Below are 17,834 nucleotides of genomic sequence, written 5' to 3' on the forward strand. Positions count from 1 at the left end.
GCCGCTCTCGTCGAGGAAAAAGATGACCACGCCGATGGTCTCGGCGCCGGAGGAGGTGAGCAGGGCGGAGACCTGGATCTCGTTGAAGGCGGTGAGGAAAACCAGCAGTCCACCCGCCGCGGCCACCGGTGCGATCAGCGGCAGCACGATGGTGGCCAAGCGCCGGAAAAAGCCGGCCCCGGCCATCTGCGCGGCCTCTTCCAGGGTGCGGTCGAGCTGGTAGAAGCCGCTGATCACCGGGCGCAGGCCGAGGGTGAGGAAGCGCGCCAGGTAGGCGGCGAAGATGATCCACAGCGTGCCGTAGAGCGAGACGCCGAGCAGCGGGATCGGCTTCAGGAACACCAGGATCGCGGCGATGGCCAGCACCGCGCCGGGCAGGGCGTAGGGTAGCTCCGCCAGGCCGTTCAGCACCCGCAGCAGCGCGGTGCGGCGCCAGACGATGAAGTAGGCCAGCGGCACCGCCAGCGCGATCAGCAGCACCGCCGTCGCGCCCGCCAGCATGAAGCTGTTCACAAAGCCGCGCGCCGTGGCGTCGTGGCTGAGGACGGCATCGGCATAGTGGCGCAGCGTGAAGGTCTCGGGCGAAAGCGACAGGCCGTAGGCTTTCACCAGGGAGGCGGCCAGCAGGGCGGCCAGCGGCAGCACCAGAATGAAGACGATGACCAGCCAGCACAGCGCTTCCACCAGCCGGCGCCGGGACCCGAGCTCGTAGAACAGCGGCTGGGAGGGGGCGCCGATGGTGCGGTAGTCGCGCCGCCGCAGCAGCCAGGCCTGGAGGCCGAAGCCCGCAGCGGCGATAAAGCTGACCAGCACCGAGAGCACGGCGATCTGGCTGATGATGTCCGGCCCGAAGTCGGAGAGCCTCTGGTAGATCAGGGTCGGCAGCACCGAGTAGCGGGCCGGGATGCCCAGCATGGCCGGGATGCCGAAGTTGCCGACGGCGGAGACGAAGGCCAGTGCCGTGCCGGCGACCAGCGAGGGCATCATCAGCGGCAGCACGATGGTCTGGAAGACCTGGCGCCCGGAGGCGCCGCTGGCCCGCGCGGCCTCCACCATCTCCTTGGGCATGGCGCGCAGGCCCGCGCGCAGGGCGAGGAAGACCAGCGGGGCGTGCTGGATGCCGAGCAGCAGGATGATGCCTTCACGCGAGTAGAGCGGATGGGGCGTGCCGAGCGGCGGGGCGAGGCCCAGCATGTTCAGCAGGCTGCTTGAAGGACCGAAGACCTGGATCCACGAAAGGGCGGTCACCTGCGGCGGAATCATCATCGGCAGCATGAAGCAGAACACCAGCACCGCTTTGCCGCGGATATCGGTGAGCGCGACGAGGAACGCAAAGAAGCTGCCGAGCAGCAGGCTGATGATCGTGCCGCCGAGGGAAACCTCGATGCTGTGCCAGGTCGCGCGCCATGTGGAGCGCCGCGCCAGCACTTCTTCGATGGTGGCCAGGGACGGCGTGCCGCCGGGGGCGACCGCCTCCCACAACAGCCGCGCCAGAGGCAGCACGGCGATCAGGCCGACGAAGAGCACGAGGAAGGCGAAGAGAGCCTGTTCGCCCTTGCCGCGCCAGAGGCCCGAAACGGGACCTGCCTTATCGGGGCCGGCGCCCGGGCTCCGGGCCAGGGCGCCGGCCTCCGAAGGCGACATTACTCGCCGAACAGTTCGCTGAACTTCATCCGCGCGGTCTTGTCCGTCTCGATCGCCTGGTCGGCGTCAAAGCCGATCAGCTTGATCTCGGACTGCGCGGGAAAGCCCGGCGGTGGGGCGACGGCCGGGTGGGCGGGCAGGAAGCCCTGGGCCGCCGCCAGCGTCTGGCCCTCTTCCGAGAGGATGAAGTCGACGAAGGCCTGGGAGGCCGGAACGTTCCTGGAGGTCGAGAGGATGGCCACCGGCTCGGTCACCGCGCTCACCCCTTCCTCGGGGAAGACGAAGTCGACCGGCGAGCCTTCCAGCTTGTTGCGGATGGCCAGGAAGTCGATGACGATGCCGTAGAGCTTTTCGCCGCTGGCGACCGCCTTGAAGGTGCCGCCGTTGCCGCCCTTGGGCGTGATGTCGTTGCCGGCCAGGCCTTCGTAGTAGTCCCAGCCCAGGCCCGGTGCGTTCACGACGCTGTGCATGTGGTTGAGCGCGGCGCCGGAATAGAGCGGGCTCGGCATTGCGACCAGGCCCTTGGCCTCGGCGGCCAGCAGATCGCTCCAGGATTTCGGTTTCATCGGCGCGGCGGTGTTGTAGACGATGCCGGTGGTGATCAGCTTGGTGCCGAAATAGGTCATGTCGGCGTCGTAGAGCGCCTTGTCATAAGGGCCGACGGCGGCCTCCTTGTAGGGCAGCAGGCGGCCTTCCTTCTTCAACTGGCCCATGTTGATGATGTCGGCGATCAGCAGGACGTCGGGCTTGATCTCGCCGGCGGAGATCTCCGCGCGCAGGATGTTCATCAGCTTCGAGGTGCCGTTGCGGGTCCACTCCACTTCGACGTCCGGATACTTGGCTTTAAAGGCGTCGACCGTCTGCTGGGCGTCCTTCTCAAGCTGAGAGGTGTAGACGACCAGCTTGCCCGAGACGGCCAGGGCGGAAGAGTTGGGAAGGAAGACGGCGAGCGCAGCGAGCAGCAGGCCGGCAACAGCATAACGAAGCGATGGCATCGTGGGAGCCTCCGGTGGAAATGTCGGGAAGAAAACTCACGCGCGCTCAAGGGCCGAATGCCGGGGCCCGACCGCAGAACGCCGGAGAGTAATCCCGCCCCATGATTGAAAGGTTACAGAGATATGACGGCTTGATGAAGCCCAGAGGTCCGGCACGCATCTACTGCTGCGACGCCGGGACTGCTCCTGGTAGTCCCCGCAGGCATCTCGGGGCGCGTCTTCGGGCGCATTACGCCTTTGCCGCATCTCCGGGCGAGACGGACTCGATCTTGCGGCGGCCTCCGGGCGTCATGGCCACAGAGTGGATCCCCGGACTCACCTCGGTGATGGTCAGCCAGCCTTTGGCGCGACACTCGCGCAGTGTCCGCCAGAGAATGGTTTCCGACGTCTGTTCCGTGACGCCGATCTCGCCGGACATGCGCAGCAGTTCCAGCACCAGCTGTTGTTGCGGAAGCAGGGAAGACACGTTCGGGTTGGCCTTGGGCTGTCTCTCTGGGCTGTCTCTCTGGGCTGTCTCTCTGGGCTGCGGGCTTTGCGTTCCATAGGCAGGGCCGAAAGCCGCTGCATCCAGACCTGATCCGGCTGTGCAGGCATCGACCCCGCGACCAGTGTGCCGCCAGCATGGTCCGGGGACAAGTGGGCCGGGGACAAGCAGGCCGTCTGCGCGCTGCCTTTATGCAGACGAGTTACGCAGACCGGGAAAAGCCCACGTCATTTGACCGCTGGAGTGGCGGCTTCTTTGAAGGCAAAGGTCGAGGAACGGGACTGCCGGGCCATCGCAGCCGGGCAGTCCTCGTTCAAAGCCGATCGCAGACCCTCAGTCAGACAGGCTTTCGGTCAGACAGGCTTTCGGTCAGACAGGCTTTCGGTCAGACCGGGCCTCAGTGAGGCCGTCCGCCGTCCGCCAGGACGCGGCACAACTGGCTCACGGCCTCCTGATGGCGGTCGTTCGAGATACGGGTGAAGTTACGTGCCAGATCCAAGCACATCCGCTGACGCTCGTTCAGGCGCCCGTCTTCGCTGTTCAGGCCCTCATAGAAGAACCCGATGTCGACTCCAAGCACCTTGGCGATCTCGAACAGCCGCCCGGCCGAAACACGGTTGATACCGCGCTCGTACTTATGGGCCTGCTGGTAGGTCACGCCGATCATTTCGGCAAGCTGCTGCTGGGTCAGCCCCAGCATGGTACGCCGCTCGCGGATACGTTGACCGACGAACTTCTCAACGCTTTGAATATTAGCAGATACAGTTTCCACTCGATCCCACCATCTTTGTTGTGATTCCTGCTCAACCTTAAGTAAGAATCTAATCGATACGGTGATATTTCATAATCACTTTATGAAGTAAATAAGGCAAGAGTTTTTTCGCGAGGACACTTTTAAAACCCTAGCGGAACCATCCTTATAGGCTGTTCCGGCGCAATGTCCTTACGCGAGTATGGAGTATCTAAAATACCGAAAGATAATTCACTTTCGCGCCGCGCGCCTGTCGTGGCGCCGGACTCCATGGTCCGCGCCTGCCAGGGACCCATCAATCCTCGGGCTGCCTGGGCTCCTGATATTCAACTTGGGGCCGCAAGAAAGCCATGCAACCCTGACTCACAGACTTTTTGAGCGGCGGACATGGCCGAAGGCACCGGATCGGCCCTTCGGTGATTGCATCGTGACCGCATCACCCTCTCGTACAGGATGAATCTATCGCCGCCTTGGCAGTTCTACGCCAGGGTCAAAATAGGGGCGATCCAGTCCCTTTTGCCCCTCATTGTGCAAACGACGGGCGTTCTTGGCGGCCGCGCAAACCATTGTTCATCGGGGGCTTGAGGGTATGCTGTGCGCGATGCATGGCCGTGCGGGGGGCAGGGCCGGAGTCGGGAGAGGCCGTAGGAACAGTGGACGTCAAGCCCAGCGCCGAGTCGCAACAGACCTTTGCCTTCTTTCTGCTGCCCGGTTTTTCCATGCTGGCGTTCAGCTGTGCAGTGGAACCGCTGCGTGTGGCCAATCGGCTGACCGGCAGGACGTGTTACGACTGGCAGATCGTGACCGAGGACGGCGGGCCGGCACCGGCCTCTGATCGGCTGCGCATGTTGCCGGACTGTGCGCTCGATGCCTGCCAGTCGCCGGACTACTTCATTGTAGTCGGCGGCATGGACATTCACCGCTTTCGGGAGTCGCCGGCCATATCGGCCCTGCGCCGTCTGGAGCGCAGCGGCAGCCGTGTCGGGGCACTGTCGACCGGCAGCTACCTGCTGGCCTGGGCCGGCCTTTTGAAGGGCTATCGCTGCACGGTGCATTGGGAGAACCTCGATGCGTTCCGCGAGGACTTTCCGGAGTTGGACATCACCGGCGAGCTCTTCGAAGTCGACCGGGGCCGTCTGACCTGCTCCGGCGGGACAGCCTCCCTGGACATGATGTTGAGCCTGATCGGCGAGCGGCTGGGCCGCGATCTCGCCACCCGGGTCGCCGAGCAGTTCATTCACGAGCGCATTCGCGAGACCCATGATCATCAGCGCATGAGCCTTCAGGGCCGCCTGGGCATCAGTCATCCGAAGCTGCTTCAGGTCGTGGAACTGATGGAGACCAATCTCGAGGAACCGCTGTCCCGCGCCGAGCTCGCGCGCCGGGCGGCGCTGTCCAACCGTCAGCTCGAACGCCTGTTCCGCAAATACCTGGCCCGGACGCCGACCCGCTACTATCTGGAACTGCGGCTTTACCGGGCGCGTACGCTGCTGAAGCAGACGGCGATGTCGATCCTGAACGTTGCGCTGGCCTGTGGCTTCGTCTCCGCCTCCCACTTTTCCAAGTGCTACCGGGAGTTCTTCAACAAGATGCCCCGCGAGGAGCGGCAGGGTCGCGACCAGGCTGCCGGCGCCGCGGAACACAGCGAGCCATAGGCGGGGCAACGCGGTCGCCGCTCCGCACCGCGGCGGAAGACACCATTAATTGAATAAACTCAGCCTCAATTACCCTTTTTAAGAGAATCTTTCCGGGTCCGGGCTCAGCTTGCGGGCGCAGGCCTAGCGTCACTTGCGAACCGGGAGATTCCTTATGAGAAGGCTGCTGATCAAGTTCGTTCTGATCCCTCTGGGTCTTGGCGGGCTCTTTCTCTATGCGCAGTTCGACCGTGCCACCAACTACGAAGAGGCGATGGCGCGGGTGACCAAGGTTGAAGAACTCTGCTACATGGAGAAGCGTGAGCGCGGCGTTCTTTCAAAGACCACGACGACGACCGATCACGGTCCCTGCGCGCCCATGCAGCGCATTCATGAGACCCACCCGGCCTACAAGGACTACAGGTTGGTCAAAGTCACCTATGTCGAATACCGCTATCGCTCGCCCGCCGATGGCAGGGTCCATCGCGGCAAGCACGAGCAGGTGAAGCATCCTGACGGCAAGGCTGTGAAGTCGGGCGATACGCTTCTGGTTTTGGTCCACAAAACGAAGGCCGAGAAGACGCGGAAGTTCTGACGGCGGACTGGGTCCGCCTGCCGGTTGCCGGTCCGCCGGCAATCGAGGCCCGATAATCGGTGTGAGTCGGGGCGAGGGTCCGACGCTGTCCACTCTGCAGGACGGCTAGACGGCGAAGCGCACCAGCGTTGCGTTGTCGGGCATCAGTTCCGGCTCGCCGCCGGCCTTGCGGTAGAGGTCGCTTCCCATCAGGGCGCCGTCGCGATGCTGTGAAAGCGGGGTCTGTGCCGCCGCGGCCGGCGAGCGCTCCGCCAGGGCCTGCTGGCCCAGGACCTGCACCATGAAGGGCATGGACGACAGGCGGGAAAAACTGACGAGGCGTCCCTTTGCCGGCTCCTGCGATGCCGCCGTCCGGTCCCGCCCGGTCGAGCCGTCGCGGCCCTCCCGCGCGCGTTGTTCGACAAGGGCCCGGGCTGCAGCCTCTTCGCTGCCGCCGCGCGGCGGCGTGGTTCTGACCACCGCCTCGATCACCTGCCGGGACCCGGACCCCTGGCCTGCAGCACCTGAAGGCGCCAACGGCTTGGCGCCGGGCGCTGGCAGCAGCTGCATCTTGGGAACACCGGTCATCGGGTCGGGGTCCAGTCCAGTCCTCTCATCCTCGCTTACAATAGATGCATCTTATGAAAAATTTATCAAGCATTGAATCTAATTTGGTTTATATATTAACCAATAAAATTATCTATAAGCCTGTAAAAAATAAACGAACCGGGCGATATTTACTAAATCAATACCACGTTCAGGTCAAAATTTACAACAAACTCTCCTCGAACGTTCATGTTTCTTTAAGGGGGCACTGCCAGATTCCCATGTATCGGGTGCCAGATGGCGCCTTTAAGGCCGGGGACGGTCGCGCCAACACTGAGGGCGCCCATTTTGGGGGTGTCCAGCATTGGGGGCCGATGGTTCAGCTTCAGGTAGGAGAGCAGCGGCGTGATCGATGCCATAGGCAAGGACGACATGGAAATGGAACTCGGGCGCCTGCGTGCGGCGATCCGGGCTTCCGGCGATGTCGTCTACGACTGGGACCTGGCAACCGATCAGATCTCCTTCAGCGGCGACGTTGAGGCGCTTTTCGAGAGCGACGAACTGCCGGTGCCGCGCAGCGGCGAAGAGCTGCAACTGCGAATCAGCCCCGAGGACATTCCCCGACGCCGCCGCCTTCTGTCGGACCATTTCGCCGGTTCGGCAAACTACGACTGCGAGTTTCGCATTCGCACCGGCCGGGGCGATTTCCAGTGGCTGCATGACCGCGGCAGCGTGGAGTATTCGCCGGCCGGCGTACCGGCACGCATGAGCGGTGTGATCCGGCTGATCACCCAGCGCAAGCGCCACGAGGAACGCCTGCAGTACCTCGCCAACTTCGACGACCTGACGGGCCACTACAACAAGCTGCGCATGCGCGAAGCGCTTGAGCACGCGCTCACCCAGTCGCAGCGCTTCGGCCAGCCCGGCGTCTATATCGTCATCGGCATCGACCATCTCGACCGCATCAACACCGGCTACGGCTACGAGGTCGGGGATGCGGTGCTGGTCGAACTCGGCCGGCGGCTGGACGACTGTCTGCGCGCCGCCGATGTGATCGGCCGGCCGAGTGGCGACTGCTTCGGCGCGCTGCTGTCGGTCTGCAGCGAGGAAAAGGCGCAGGCCGCGGCCGAGCGCATTCTGTCGCGCATGCGCGACGACCCCGTGGTGGTCGGCGGCGAGCGCATTCATGTCACCGTCTCCATCGGTGCGGTTGCTTTCTGCAGCCAGAGCAAGACGGCCGTGGACACCATGACCAAGGCGGAAAGCGCCCTGCAGCAGGCCAAGGCTGCCGGCCGCGACTGCCTGCGGTTCTATGAGTTGAGCGAGGCGCAGCGGCTGGACTACCGCGCCTCCATGGACATCGGCGAAGAGGTGCAGGAGGCCCTGCGCGACGACCGCATCGCGCTTTCCTATCAGCCGGTGGTCGACGCCCGGTCCCATGCGGTGCGCTACTTCGAATGCCTGGTGCGCATGTACGACAAGGCCGGCGCCCTGGTGCCCGCCGCCCAGTTCATCCCCGCGATCGAGCAGCTGGGTCTGATGCGCTCCATCGACAACAGGGTGCGCGACCTCGCCCTCGCCGCCCTGGAGCGCTACCCGGATGTGAGGCTGGCCATCAACATCTCCGGCCTGACGGCCACGGAGCGGTCCTGGCAGCGCGGTCTCATTGCCCGCCTCAAGGGGCACCGCGACCTGGCCTCGCGGCTCATCGTCGAGATCACCGAGACGACGGCGCTCATGGATGTCGACGAGACCTCGCGCTTCGTCGCGTCGCTGCGCTCCCTTGGCTGCGAGGTTGCGCTTGACGACTTCGGCGCCGGCTTCACCACCTTCCATCATCTGCGCGCGCTGACCGTCGATATCGTGAAGATCGACGGATCCTTCATCCGCGACATCACCGCGGACAAGGAGAACCAGATCTTTATCCGCAATCTTCTGGCCCTTGCCCAGGCCCTGGGCGTCGCCACGGTGGCCGAGTGCGTCGAGACCAAAGAGGACGCCGAGTATCTGTCAGCGGAGGGTGTCGACCTGTTGCAGGGCTACTACTTCGGCCGGCCGGAGGTCGACGAACGCCTGCTGCGCCGCCAGCAGGGCGATGCAGTGCCGAAGGGCGCTCTGGCTGTGGGCGACTAAGACCGGCGTCTGCCCGGACCTTCTGTCAAAGCTCTTCTAGGTCTTGTCTTTGGTCAGCGTGTTGATCTGCTTCTGCAGCTGATCGATCTGCGCTTTCAGATCCTCCAGGGACTCCGAAGAGGCCTCGGCCTTGGTGTCGGCGCGGCCGTTCTCGGCCGCCGGCTTGTCGCCGTTTTCATCCTGGTCGGCGGGGAAGGGGGAGAACATGCGCATGGCGCTTTCGAACAGCGCCATGTTCTGCTTGCCCATTTCCTCCAGATTGCCGAAGGGGAACATGTTGCCGAAGGTTTCCTGCATGGACTGGCGCATGCGGTCCTGGTTCTGGGCGAAGCTCTCCATCATGTGTTCCAGGTAGCGCGGAACCATCCACTGCATGGAATCCCCGTAAAAGGAGATCAGCTGCCTGAGGAAGTTGATGGGCAGCAGGTTCTGGCCCTTGGACTCCTCTTCGACGATGATCTGCGTCAGCACTGCCCGGGTGATGTCTTCGCCGCTCTTGGCGTCGTAGACGACGAAGTCGACATCGTCCTGCACCATCTGGCAGAGATGGTCCAAGGTCACGTAGCTGCTGGTCGCGGTGTTGTAGAGCCTGCGGTTCGCGTACTTCTTGATCGTGATGGGCCCGTCGTTCCCATCCTTTTTCTTTCCACCCTTGCTGGAAGCAGCCAAGTTCCCTTGCCTTTCCCGCCGCGTCCCGGTCATGAGTTCCTCATGGACAACCGGCACCGGCGTTTTCATCGCTTGCGGGCGCGCGGACCTTGGGGCCCGGGCGCTGCAGCGGCGCCTCAACCGGACGTTCCGCTCCCGCAGGAAAGATATTGCTGCGCCGCATCACGGCCTGTCAACGCCCGTCTCCGGGCGCGTCTTCGCGCCCTTTCGGCCGCTTTCGCCCTGGCTTCCGCTGTTTCCGCGGCCCGGGGAGGCTGGCTCTCGTCTGGTCCACGTCTAGACCTCGTCTGGACCTCGTCTGGCCAGGGGCCCTGGGAGCCGGCTATACTGGCCCTGTAATGAGCCAGACCGAAGAGCTTGAAGACCTGGCGCGGCGCTACGTCGACCTCTGGCAGGATCAGATGACAGCGCTGGCGGCAGATCCGGACTTTGCCGAGGCCATGCAGCGGGTGATGGCCTCGCTGGGGGTTACGGCGGCCGGCCTGCCCGCGGTCTGGGGTGCCTGGCCCGCGGCCATGGCCAGCATGCTCGCGGCCGCGCAGGGCGGACCGCCCGCCGGATTGCAGGCCGCCGGATTGCAGGCCGCCGGGTTGCAGGCCGCCGGGGCGGCGAAGGCCGGCGGGCCGGAAAAGGATGGGGCGAGGAATGGACGGCGCGAAGACGTGCGGGGGAACGATGGGTCCGCCGGGCCGGCTGGGCCCGCGCCCGCTGCCGCTGCATCTGACGGCGGCGGGGCTGACCTGGGCGTCATCGCGGAGCGCCTTGCCGCTTTGGAGCAGCGGATCCTTGCCCTGGAAGGGGGAACTGGCAGACCGCGCCGAAAGCCTAAGGCAAAAACTGGGGGCGGCTGACCCCGAGGTCTTCTCCGCTGCGGTGGAACGCGAGGTGATGCAGCGGATGACCCTGCTCGCCCAGGGTATCGAGGCCTACCGCCATCATCCTTACCGCCGCGTGCTCCCCGATCCTCCGGTGATCTGGCAGGAAGGCGACACCCGCCTGCTCGATTACGGCGCCTGCCCGGAAGCGGGTGGGGCCGAGGCGGGCCCTGCCGTGCAATCGGCGGCGCCTCTGCTGGTCGTCCCCTCGCTCATCAACCGGGCCTATGTCCTGGACCTCATGGAGGGGCGCTCCTTCCTGCGCTGGCTGGCCGCCCGCGGCCTCCGCCCGCTGCTGGTGGACTGGGGCCGCCCGGGTGCGCAGGAGCGCGCCTTTACCCTGACCGACTACATCGCCGGGCGCCTGGAGCGGGCGCTCGACTTCGTGGTGGAGGAGAGCGGACGCAGGCCGCTGGCCATCGGCTATTGCATGGGCGGCTTGCTGGCGCTGGGTCTGGCGGCGCGCCGGCAGGAGGATCTCGAGGCCCTGGTGCTGCTGGCGACGCCCTGGGACTTCCACGCCGACAACGCGCCCCACAGCCGCCTTGCCGCGGCCTGCCTGCCGCTGGCCGCGCCGCTCCTGGAGGTCATGGGCGAGATGCCGGTGGACCTGATCCAGGCGCTGTTCGCCAGTCTCGACCCGCATCTCGTGGTGCGCAAGTTCCTCAGCTTCGCCCGGCTCGATCCCGCATCGTCGAAAGCCGAGGCCTTCGTGGCCCTGGAGGATTGGCTGAACGACGGCGTGGCGCTGGCCGCACCGGTGGCGCGCGAGTGTCTGGGGCGCTGGTACGGCGACAACAGCGCGGCCCGTGGCCAGTGGCTGCTGGCAGGCCGTCCGGTCGACCCGACCGCCGTCACGCTGCCGGCACTCAGCGTCATCCCGGCGCAGGACCGCATCGTCCCGCCGGCCTCGGCCCTCGCCCTCGCCAACGCTTTGCCTGCCGGGGAAACCGTCACCCCCACGGTCGGCCACATCGGCATGATGGTGGGCGGCAGGGCGGAGGCGAGCGTCTGGCAGCCTCTGCAGGAGTGGATCCTGGCCCGCGCCGCAGGGCCGAACTAGCCGCGGGACGGCGCGCGTCTCCCGCACGGCTTGCACCGCGGGCTCGTCTGTCCTTATATCAAGGTCAGGTTCGTCAAGGCTGCGCGTCCTGAGCCCTTCCGGGACGCAAGGATTGCGGGTCGCCGCTTTATCGCGAAGAGAAGCGCTCCGCCCACAACACGGGAGATCTCCGAAATGACCGAAGTCGTAATTGCCGGTGCGGCCCGCACCCCCGTTGGTTCCTTCAACGGGGGCCTGTCCTCTGTGTCGGCCTCCCACCTCGGGGCGGTGGCCGTCAAGGAGGCCATGAAGCGCGCCAAAGTCGAGGCCGAAGAGGTCGACGAGGCCGTTCTGGGCCAGATCCTCACCGCCGGCGCCGGGCAGAACCCGGCCCGTCAGGCCGCCGTCGAGGCGGGGATCCCCGTCGAGAAGACGGCCTATCAGATCAACCAGCTCTGCGGCTCCGGCCTGCGTGCGGTGGCGATCGGCCAGCAAGCGATCAAGACCGGCGATTCCCGTATCGTCGTGGCCGGCGGCCAGGAAAGCATGAGCCAGGCGCCCCATGTCGCCCACCTGCGCAACGGCCAGAAGATGGGCGACCTGAAGATGGTCGATTCCATGATCAAGGACGGGCTCTGGGACGCCTTCAACGGCTACCACATGGGCAACACGGCCGAGAACGTCGCCAAGCAGTGGCAGATCACCCGCGAAGAGCAGGACGCCTTTGCCGCCGCTTCGCAGAACAAGGCCGAAGCGGCGCAGAAGTCGGGCCGCTTCAACGAGGAGATCGTGCCGGTCACCATCAAGACCCGCAAGGGCGAGAACATCATCGACGTCGACGAGTTCCCGCGCCACGGCGTGACGGCGGAGTCCCTTTCGGGCCTGCGCCCGGCGTTCGACAGGGAAGGTTCGGTGACCGCCGGCAACGCCAGCGGCATCAACGACGGTGCGGCGGCGGTCGTGCTGATGTCCGCCGAAGACGCGGCAGCCCGCGGGGTCACGCCGCTGGGGCGCATCGTCTCCTGGGCCACCTGCGGCGTCGATCCTTCGATCATGGGCACGGGCCCCATCCCTTCCAGCCGTAGGGCGCTGGAGAAGGCAGGCTGGTCGGCCGGCGACCTCGATCTGGTCGAAGCCAACGAGGCCTTCGCCGCCCAGGCCCTGGCCGTGAACAAGGACATGGGCTGGGACACCGACAAGGTGAACGTCAACGGCGGGGCCATTGCCCTCGGCCACCCCATCGGCGCTTCCGGGGCCCGCGTTCTGGTCACCCTGCTGCATGAAATGGGCAAGCGCGACGCCAAGAAGGGTCTCGCCACGCTGTGCATCGGCGGCGGCATGGGCATCGCCATGTGCATCGAGCGCGACTGAGCTGTGACCGGGTGGTCAATGCCCGCCCGGCCATGAAGCGAGAACGACGACCGGTCCGCCCTTGTGCGGGCCGGTTTTCGTCTCTGCCGCGCCCGGCTATTGCCTGTCCTGGCCAGCGCCGTCGATCAGGTGAACGATTCCCGCCGGGTTGCTGATCCAGAATCCGTCGAAACCTTCGGGCAGCGCTTCAATGCCGTCGCAGCGGCGGATGCCCGCGCGGTCGAGCCGCTCTGCTGCGGCACGACTGTCGTTGCAGGCCACCTGCAGCCAGAGTTCCGCCTGGCTCATCTGCGGACAGCAGTCCAGGTGCAGCGTCATGTTGCCAAAAGCGAAGGCCGTGGTGTCCTCATCGCTCTTCAGCTCTCTCAGGGCCAGCACGTCGCGGTAGAAAGCCACGGTCTGGGCGTAAAGCGGCGCCGGCACCTTCATCGCGAGATTGGGGCCGGCCTTGAAACCTGTCCTGCGATCCTCTTGCTCATGCGCTTCGGGCATGATCGTCTCCTTTGCTTCCGACGCGTCGGGCAAACGCAGCGCATTTCTCCTGCCAGCCCTGGCGGAAGCTTTCTTCTTCCGGCGCGCTGGCCAGGCCGCGGTGCCGGATCGCCAGACGGCAGCCGGTCCCCCGTTCTGTCAGGGTGAAGCTGACCGCTGTCGGGCTGCCGACGCCCTCCTCCATCCAGGACCAGACCATAAGGTGCGGTGGCTCCAGCGTCAGAACGCGGCAGCGCACAGTGCCGCCACAGTCGGTGTCCTCCGGCCCGGCGCGGAGTTCGAAGGCCGCGCCGACGACCGGGCGGAAAGTGTTGGGCATCAGCCAATCGGCCAGCGTGGTGCTGTCGGTCAGGGACTGCCAGAGCGACTCCCTGTCCTCATCGAAGTCCTGTGTCAGGACAAGGTCTATCGGCCGGCGCATGCTCATTACGATTAATCCTTTGCTGCAGGCTTTGTTGCAAGGTGCCGCCGCAGGCGCGCGAGCCGCGCCTTCCAGAAGCGTTCGTACTGATCGGTCCAGGCGCGTACCTCGGCCAGCGGCGCAGCCTCTAAGGCATAGATCCGCTTGCGGCCGGCGGGGCGGCGGTGCACCAGTCCCGCCGCCCGCAGTATCTGAAGATGCTGTGAGACAGCCGCGAAACTCATGTCGAATTCCGCAGCCAGATCCTGCACCGGGCGATCACCCTCGGCCAACAGCTCGAGAAGCCGGCGGCGCGTCCGGTCGGCAATGGCATGAAAGACGGCGTCATTTTCAATGGCCTGCATGGCCGGAATAATATTAAAGCGATCACTTTAATGTCAATTCCTCAAATTGGGCCGCCGGTTGATGCGAGCAGCGGTTGGCGGCGGTTGCGATCCATGGTTTGATGCACCTGAAAACAGACCGTTGTCCTAAAGCGGCGGTGATCGCTAAGGGCTTAATCAGTGAGCGGGGAGGTGCACGATGGCGCGGGTGGCATTGGTGACGGGGGGAACGCGGGGCATTGGGGCGGCGATTTCCGTTGCCCTGAAAGACGCCGGCTACAGTGTGGCGGCGAGCTACGGCGGCAACGACGAAGCCGCCAACAAGTTCAAGGATGACACCGGCATCGCCGTCTACAAATGGGACGTCGGCGACTTCGAGGCCTGCAAGGCCGGCATCGCCCAGGTCGAGGGCGACCTGGGGCCGGTGGACGTGCTGGTGAACAACGCCGGCATCACCCGCGACGGCACGCTGCACCGTATGAGCCTGGAAAACTGGCAGTCCGTCATCGCCACCAATCTCGATTCGCTCTTCAACATGACGCGTAACGTCATCGAAGGTATGCGCAGCCGCAACTACGGGCGGATCATCTCGATCTCTTCGATCAACGGCCAGAAGGGTCAGCTCGGCCAGGCCAACTACTCCACCGCCAAGGCCGGCGTCTTCGGCTTCACCAAGGCGGTCGCCCAGGAGAACGCCTTCAAAGGCATCACCGTAAACGCCGTGGCGCCGGGCTACATCGGCACGGAGATGGTCCGCGCCGTTCCGGAGGAGATTCTCAACAGCAAGATTCTGCCGCTGATTCCGGTGGGCCGGCTGGGCGAGCCGGAGGAGATTGCGCGCTGCGTTGTGTTTCTCGCCAGCGAAGAGGCCGGCTTCATCACCGGCTCGACGATCTCGGCCAACGGCGGCCAGTACATGGCCTGACGGTGGATGCTTTGGCAGGTTGCGGTGTCTGAGGAGTCGTTTTCCGAGATATCTCTGCCAGCCAAGCTGATTCTCTTCGACGGCGTCTGCGTGCTGTGCAACGGCTCCATGCAATTCATCATGAAGCACGAGCGCGCGGCGGAGTTTCGCTTCGCCGCCGTGCAGTCGGATGCCGGGCGCCGTGCCCTGGCGGCCCACGGGCAGCCGACCGAGGACTGGGATTCGGTGGTGGTCGTCGATGGCTCTGCGGTCTACCTGAAGTCCGACGCGGCGATCCGCATCGCGCGGGACCTGCGCGCACCCTGGTCCTGGCTGCGGGTGCTGGCGATCCTGCCGCGCGGTCTGCGCGATTGGTTCTACGACCGGGTGGCCCGCAACCGCTACCGTCTGTTCGGCCGCTACGACCACTGCCGTATCCCCACCGCCGAGGAGCGCGGGCGGTTCCTCCAATGAGCGTAGCCGGAACAGGCAGCGGCGCCTTTGTGCCGCTTTACCGCCGGGTGCTGGGCGGTGCGCTCGACCGGCTGCCGGGGCCGCTGCGGCGCTTGCACGATCATGACGGCGCCAGCAGTGCTGCCGGGCGCTGCGATGTGGAACGCGGAGACGGGCTGGCCGCGCGCCTTGTCGCCGCCTGCTTCGGCATGCCGCCGGCCGGACGGGACCTGCCGGTGCGGGTGCGGTTTTCGACCCGCGACGGGGTGGAGACCTGGGAGCGGGACTTCGCCGGGCATCGCCTGTCCAGCCGCCAGGGCGCGGAGCCGGCCCGGCCGGGTCACCTCTACGAGCGTTTCGGCATCGGCCATTTCATCCTGCGGCCCGAGGTTTCGGCGGCAGGTCTCGATCTCCGGCTTGTCGGGGTGCGGCTTCTGCGCCTGCCGCTGCCGCGTCGCTTGTGGCCGCGCATCGTCGGGCGCGAGCGGGTGGACGGTGCGGGCCGCTTCACCTTCGAGGTCTCCATCGTTCTGCCGCTGGCAGGGCTCTTGATCGCCTACCGCGGTTACCTCGTGCCGGAAGGGGAGGGCGTGGCGTGAACGACTATCCCAACCGCCCGCTCATCGGCGTCGGCGTGGTGGTCTTCAAGGCGGACCGCGTGCTGCTGATCCGCCGCGGCAAGCCGCCGCGCGAAGGCCAGTGGTCGCTGCCCGGCGGGCGCCAGCGCCTCGGCGAGCGCATCGAGGCTGCTGCCCGCCGCGAGGTGCGGGAGGAGGCGGGCATCGAGATCGCGGTCGGCCCCCTCGTCGACGTGGTCGACTCCATCACCCGCGATGACAACGGTGCCGTGCAGTACCACTACACCCTCGTCGACCTTCTGGCAGAGTGGCGCGGGGGCGAGGCGGCCGCCGGTCACGATGCCGCCGAGGTCGCCTGGGCCGACCCGGCCGATCTTGCGCCCTTCGATCTCTGGACCGAGACCGAGCGCATCATCGCTCTCGCGGTGCAGAAGCGCGGGGCCGCCTGAACCGGGCGGCGGGCTTGCCAGCCTGCGCGTGCAGCGCTATCAGCCAGATCATGAGTTTCTCCGCCCCGGCCTCCGCTCCGCAGCGTTTGCGCGCCACCCTGATCGGGGGCATCGCCGTGCTGCTGTGGTCGCTGCTGGCGCTTTTCACCACCGGGGCGGCGGGCATTCCGCCCTTTCAGCTCCTGGCCATGACCTTCGCGGTCGCCTTCGTGACCAGCCTCTGCGTTCTTGCGGCCCGCGGCCGCGGCAGCTTTGCCGCCTGGCGCCAGCGCCCGCCGGTCTGGCTGCTGGGGGTGGCCGGGCTCTTCGGCTATCACTTCTTCTACTTCGTCGCCCTCGGCAATGCGCCGCCGGTGGAGGCCGGCCTCATCGCCTACCTTTGGCCGCTGCTGATCGTCGTCTTTTCGGCACTGCTGCCGGGCGAACGGCTGCGCTGGTTCCACCTTGGCGGGGCGTTGCTGGGTCTGGCCGGGGCGGCCCTGCTGGTCACCCGCGGCGGGCAGGTCGCCTTTCGGGCTGAGTTCGCGCTGGGCTACCTGGCCGCGCTCGCCTGTGCACTCACCTGGTCCACCTACTCGGTCCTGAACCGGCGCTTCGGCGCGGTGCCGACCGACGTGGTGGGCGGCTTCTGCGGGGCCGTGGCCTTGCTGGGCGCGGCCTGTCACTTCTTGTTGGAGACCACGGTGGTGCCCCAGGGCCTGCAGTGGCTGGCGATCCTGGGGCTCGGCCTGGGCCCCGTGGGTGCCGCCTTCTTCGTCTGGGACTACGGCACCAAGCACGGCAACATCCAGGTGCTGGGCGCCTTCTCCTACGCCGCGCCCCTGCTGTCGACGCTGCTGCTCATCGCCTTCGGCCAGGCCGAGGCGACCTGGATCGTCGCCCTGGCCTGCCTGCTGATCGTCGCCGGGGCGGTGCTGGCCTCGAAGGAACTGCTGCGCAAGTCCTGACGACGAAGGGCGACGTTGCCGCGGCCTCTATCGGGGGAGGGGCCTCCAGTCCGGCGGTGCCATCTCGAAACCCTCGAACCGGAAGCCGGGGGCCACGGTGCAGCCCACCAGCGTCCAGGCGCCGAGGCTTTCCGCCGTCTGCCAGACCCGCGCCGGGACCACCACCTGCGGGCGCTGACGTGCCGCCAGTTCCGGCCCCAACACCTTGGCCTCGGCGTCGTGGCCGTTTGCCGACATGGTGAGCACCAGGGGCGCGCCCGCGTACCAGTGCCAGACCTCCGCCGCGTCGACCCGGTGCCAGTGGGAGACCTCCCCCGCCGCCAGCAGGTAGTAGATCGCCGTGGAGGCGGCCCGCCCCTCGATACCCCCATCGATGGCTGTGGGGTCGCGGAAGGTCTCGCGGAAGTGCCCGCCCTCCGGATGGGGCTGCAGGCCCAGGGTCTCGATGATCTGCGCGGCGTCCAAGGCCGTCCTCCTGTTGGGGCATCCTTCTGTTAAGGCTTTGTTAACCATAGCAGACCTGTGATCGCCTGGAACGGCCAACTGTGA

21 protein-coding genes are annotated in these 17,834 nt (G+C 66.1%); 11 read left to right on the plus strand and 10 right to left on the minus strand.

Annotated elements, in window-relative coordinates; genetic code table 11:
• The 4 genes from Q0982_RS11920 to Q0982_RS11935 all read right to left on the minus strand — a co-directional run.
• Positions 1 to 1,644: iron ABC transporter permease (locus Q0982_RS11920; protein ID WP_299395724.1), on the minus strand; the 1,644-nt coding region annotated here is incomplete at its 3' end.
• Complete coding sequence (locus Q0982_RS11925) at positions 1,644 to 2,639, minus strand: ABC transporter substrate-binding protein (RefSeq protein ID WP_299395727.1); 996 nt, start codon at positions 2,637 to 2,639, stop codon at positions 1,644 to 1,646. The genes Q0982_RS11920 and Q0982_RS11925, both read right to left, overlap by 1 nt.
• Before the next feature lie 229 nt (positions 2,640 to 2,868).
• A complete protein-coding gene (locus Q0982_RS11930; protein ID WP_299395729.1) occupies positions 2,869 to 3,105 on the minus strand; it encodes a hypothetical protein in 237 nt (78 codons plus the stop codon).
• Positions 3,106 to 3,520: 415 nt separating this feature from the next.
• On the minus strand, positions 3,521 to 3,895 hold the full coding sequence (locus tag Q0982_RS11935; RefSeq protein ID WP_299395732.1) for a helix-turn-helix domain-containing protein: 375 nt from the start codon (positions 3,893 to 3,895) through the stop codon (positions 3,521 to 3,523).
• Between the two features lie 632 nt (positions 3,896 to 4,527).
• Between Q0982_RS11935 and Q0982_RS11940 the strand changes: the two genes are divergently transcribed.
• Positions 4,528 to 5,529: a GlxA family transcriptional regulator gene (locus Q0982_RS11940; RefSeq protein ID WP_299395734.1), complete on the plus strand. Its 1,002-nt coding sequence runs from the start codon at positions 4,528 to 4,530 to the stop codon at positions 5,527 to 5,529.
• A gap of 154 nt (positions 5,530 to 5,683) precedes the next feature.
• A complete protein-coding gene (locus Q0982_RS11945; RefSeq protein ID WP_299395737.1) occupies positions 5,684 to 6,103 on the plus strand; it encodes a hypothetical protein in 420 nt (139 codons plus the stop codon).
• Between the two features lie 105 nt (positions 6,104 to 6,208).
• On the opposite strand, the gene Q0982_RS11950 is transcribed toward Q0982_RS11945, so the two are convergent.
• Positions 6,209 to 6,670: a hypothetical protein gene (locus Q0982_RS11950; protein ID WP_299395739.1), complete on the minus strand. Its 462-nt coding sequence runs from the start codon at positions 6,668 to 6,670 to the stop codon at positions 6,209 to 6,211.
• A gap of 363 nt (positions 6,671 to 7,033) precedes the next feature.
• On the opposite strand from Q0982_RS11950, the gene Q0982_RS11955 reads away from it, so the two are divergent.
• The gene (locus tag Q0982_RS11955; RefSeq protein WP_299395742.1) at positions 7,034 to 8,761 is read left to right on the plus strand and encodes a bifunctional diguanylate cyclase/phosphodiesterase; all 1,728 of its coding nucleotides are present in this window, start codon (positions 7,034 to 7,036) and stop codon (positions 8,759 to 8,761) included.
• 36 nt (positions 8,762 to 8,797) lie between these two features.
• On the opposite strand, the gene phaR is transcribed toward Q0982_RS11955, so the two are convergent.
• Positions 8,798 to 9,430 (minus strand): polyhydroxyalkanoate synthesis repressor PhaR, encoded by a 633-nt coding sequence (gene phaR, locus Q0982_RS11960; RefSeq protein WP_299395744.1) that lies wholly within the window; start codon positions 9,428 to 9,430, stop codon positions 8,798 to 8,800.
• 338 nt (positions 9,431 to 9,768) lie between these two features.
• Between phaR and Q0982_RS11965 the strand changes: the two genes are divergently transcribed.
• The 3 genes from Q0982_RS11965 (at position 9,769) to Q0982_RS11975 (ending at position 12,718) form a co-directional block, all read left to right on the plus strand.
• A complete protein-coding gene (locus Q0982_RS11965; RefSeq protein ID WP_299395746.1) occupies positions 9,769 to 10,281 on the plus strand; it encodes a hypothetical protein in 513 nt (170 codons plus the stop codon).
• Positions 10,217 to 11,368, plus strand: a complete 1,152-nt coding sequence (locus Q0982_RS11970; protein WP_299395748.1) for an alpha/beta fold hydrolase — start codon at positions 10,217 to 10,219, stop codon at positions 11,366 to 11,368. Before Q0982_RS11965 ends, Q0982_RS11970 begins: the two co-directional genes overlap by 65 nt.
• A gap of 174 nt (positions 11,369 to 11,542) precedes the next feature.
• A complete protein-coding gene (locus Q0982_RS11975; RefSeq protein WP_299395750.1) occupies positions 11,543 to 12,718 on the plus strand; it encodes an acetyl-CoA C-acetyltransferase in 1,176 nt (391 codons plus the stop codon).
• Between the two features lie 96 nt (positions 12,719 to 12,814).
• On the opposite strand, the gene Q0982_RS11980 is transcribed toward Q0982_RS11975, so the two are convergent.
• From Q0982_RS11980 to Q0982_RS11990, 3 genes are read right to left on the minus strand one after another with little or no spacing between them, the layout of a single operon-like run.
• Positions 12,815 to 13,210: a VOC family protein gene (locus tag Q0982_RS11980; protein WP_299395752.1), complete on the minus strand. Its 396-nt coding sequence runs from the start codon at positions 13,208 to 13,210 to the stop codon at positions 12,815 to 12,817.
• Positions 13,194 to 13,637: an SRPBCC domain-containing protein gene (locus tag Q0982_RS11985; protein ID WP_299395755.1), complete on the minus strand. Its 444-nt coding sequence runs from the start codon at positions 13,635 to 13,637 to the stop codon at positions 13,194 to 13,196. Before Q0982_RS11985 ends, Q0982_RS11980 begins: the two co-directional genes overlap by 17 nt.
• Positions 13,638 to 13,642: 5 nt before the next feature.
• Complete coding sequence (locus Q0982_RS11990) at positions 13,643 to 13,975, minus strand: helix-turn-helix transcriptional regulator (protein ID WP_299395757.1); 333 nt, start codon at positions 13,973 to 13,975, stop codon at positions 13,643 to 13,645.
• 178 nt (positions 13,976 to 14,153) lie between these two features.
• Between Q0982_RS11990 and phbB the strand changes: the two genes are divergently transcribed.
• From phbB to Q0982_RS12015, 5 genes are read left to right on the plus strand one after another with little or no spacing between them, the layout of a single operon-like run.
• The gene (gene phbB / locus Q0982_RS11995) at positions 14,154 to 14,879 is read left to right on the plus strand and encodes an acetoacetyl-CoA reductase (RefSeq protein ID WP_299395760.1); all 726 of its coding nucleotides are present in this window, start codon (positions 14,154 to 14,156) and stop codon (positions 14,877 to 14,879) included.
• A 24-nt stretch (positions 14,880 to 14,903) separates the two neighbouring features.
• On the plus strand, positions 14,904 to 15,332 hold the full coding sequence (locus tag Q0982_RS12000; protein WP_299395763.1) for a thiol-disulfide oxidoreductase DCC family protein: 429 nt from the start codon (positions 14,904 to 14,906) through the stop codon (positions 15,330 to 15,332).
• A complete protein-coding gene (locus Q0982_RS12005) occupies positions 15,329 to 15,910 on the plus strand; it encodes a DUF4166 domain-containing protein (protein WP_299395764.1) in 582 nt (193 codons plus the stop codon). Before Q0982_RS12000 ends, Q0982_RS12005 begins: the two co-directional genes overlap by 4 nt.
• On the plus strand, positions 15,907 to 16,338 hold the full coding sequence (locus Q0982_RS12010) for an NUDIX hydrolase (RefSeq protein ID WP_299395766.1): 432 nt from the start codon (positions 15,907 to 15,909) through the stop codon (positions 16,336 to 16,338). The genes Q0982_RS12005 and Q0982_RS12010 overlap by 4 nt, the downstream gene beginning before the upstream one ends.
• 50 nt (positions 16,339 to 16,388) lie before the next feature.
• Positions 16,389 to 17,285, plus strand: coding sequence for a DMT family transporter (locus Q0982_RS12015; protein WP_299395768.1), 897 nt, complete (start codon positions 16,389 to 16,391; stop codon positions 17,283 to 17,285).
• A 27-nt stretch (positions 17,286 to 17,312) separates the two neighbouring features.
• Here the strand turns inward: Q0982_RS12015 and Q0982_RS12020 are convergent, their stop codons facing one another.
• Positions 17,313 to 17,798, minus strand: a complete 486-nt coding sequence (locus tag Q0982_RS12020; protein ID WP_299395770.1) for a cupin domain-containing protein — start codon at positions 17,796 to 17,798, stop codon at positions 17,313 to 17,315.
• Positions 17,799 to 17,834: the final 36 nt, after the last annotated feature.

Source organism: Pelagibius sp., assembly GCF_028281305.1.
In the GTDB taxonomy this organism is placed as follows: Bacteria; Pseudomonadota; Alphaproteobacteria; order Kiloniellales; family Kiloniellaceae; genus Pelagibius.

What these genes read in the sequence shown, in the direction of transcription:
- Q0982_RS12015 (WP_299395768.1), top strand. Translation starts at nt 16,389, where the DNA reads ATGAGTTTCTCCGCCCCGGCCTCCGCTCCGCAGCGTTTGCGCGCCACC.
- Q0982_RS11950 (WP_299395739.1), bottom strand. Translation starts at nt 6,670, where the DNA reads ATGACCGGTGTTCCCAAGATGCAGCTGCTGCCAGCGCCCGGCGCCAAG.
- Q0982_RS11990 (WP_299395757.1), bottom strand. Translation starts at nt 13,975, where the DNA reads ATGCAGGCCATTGAAAATGACGCCGTCTTTCATGCCATTGCCGACCGG.
- Q0982_RS11985 (WP_299395755.1), bottom strand. Translation starts at nt 13,637, where the DNA reads ATGAGCATGCGCCGGCCGATAGACCTTGTCCTGACACAGGACTTCGAT.
- phbB (WP_299395760.1), top strand. Translation starts at nt 14,154, where the DNA reads ATGGCGCGGGTGGCATTGGTGACGGGGGGAACGCGGGGCATTGGGGCG.
- Q0982_RS11945 (WP_299395737.1), top strand. Translation starts at nt 5,684, where the DNA reads ATGAGAAGGCTGCTGATCAAGTTCGTTCTGATCCCTCTGGGTCTTGGC.
- Q0982_RS12020 (WP_299395770.1), bottom strand. Translation starts at nt 17,798, where the DNA reads ATGGTTAACAAAGCCTTAACAGAAGGATGCCCCAACAGGAGGACGGCC.
- Q0982_RS11975 (WP_299395750.1), top strand. Translation starts at nt 11,543, where the DNA reads ATGACCGAAGTCGTAATTGCCGGTGCGGCCCGCACCCCCGTTGGTTCC.
- Q0982_RS11965 (WP_299395746.1), top strand. Translation starts at nt 9,769, where the DNA reads ATGAGCCAGACCGAAGAGCTTGAAGACCTGGCGCGGCGCTACGTCGAC.
- Q0982_RS11980 (WP_299395752.1), bottom strand. Translation starts at nt 13,210, where the DNA reads ATGCCCGAAGCGCATGAGCAAGAGGATCGCAGGACAGGTTTCAAGGCC.
- Q0982_RS12005 (WP_299395764.1), top strand. Translation starts at nt 15,329, where the DNA reads ATGAGCGTAGCCGGAACAGGCAGCGGCGCCTTTGTGCCGCTTTACCGC.
- Q0982_RS11925 (WP_299395727.1), bottom strand. Translation starts at nt 2,639, where the DNA reads ATGCCATCGCTTCGTTATGCTGTTGCCGGCCTGCTGCTCGCTGCGCTC.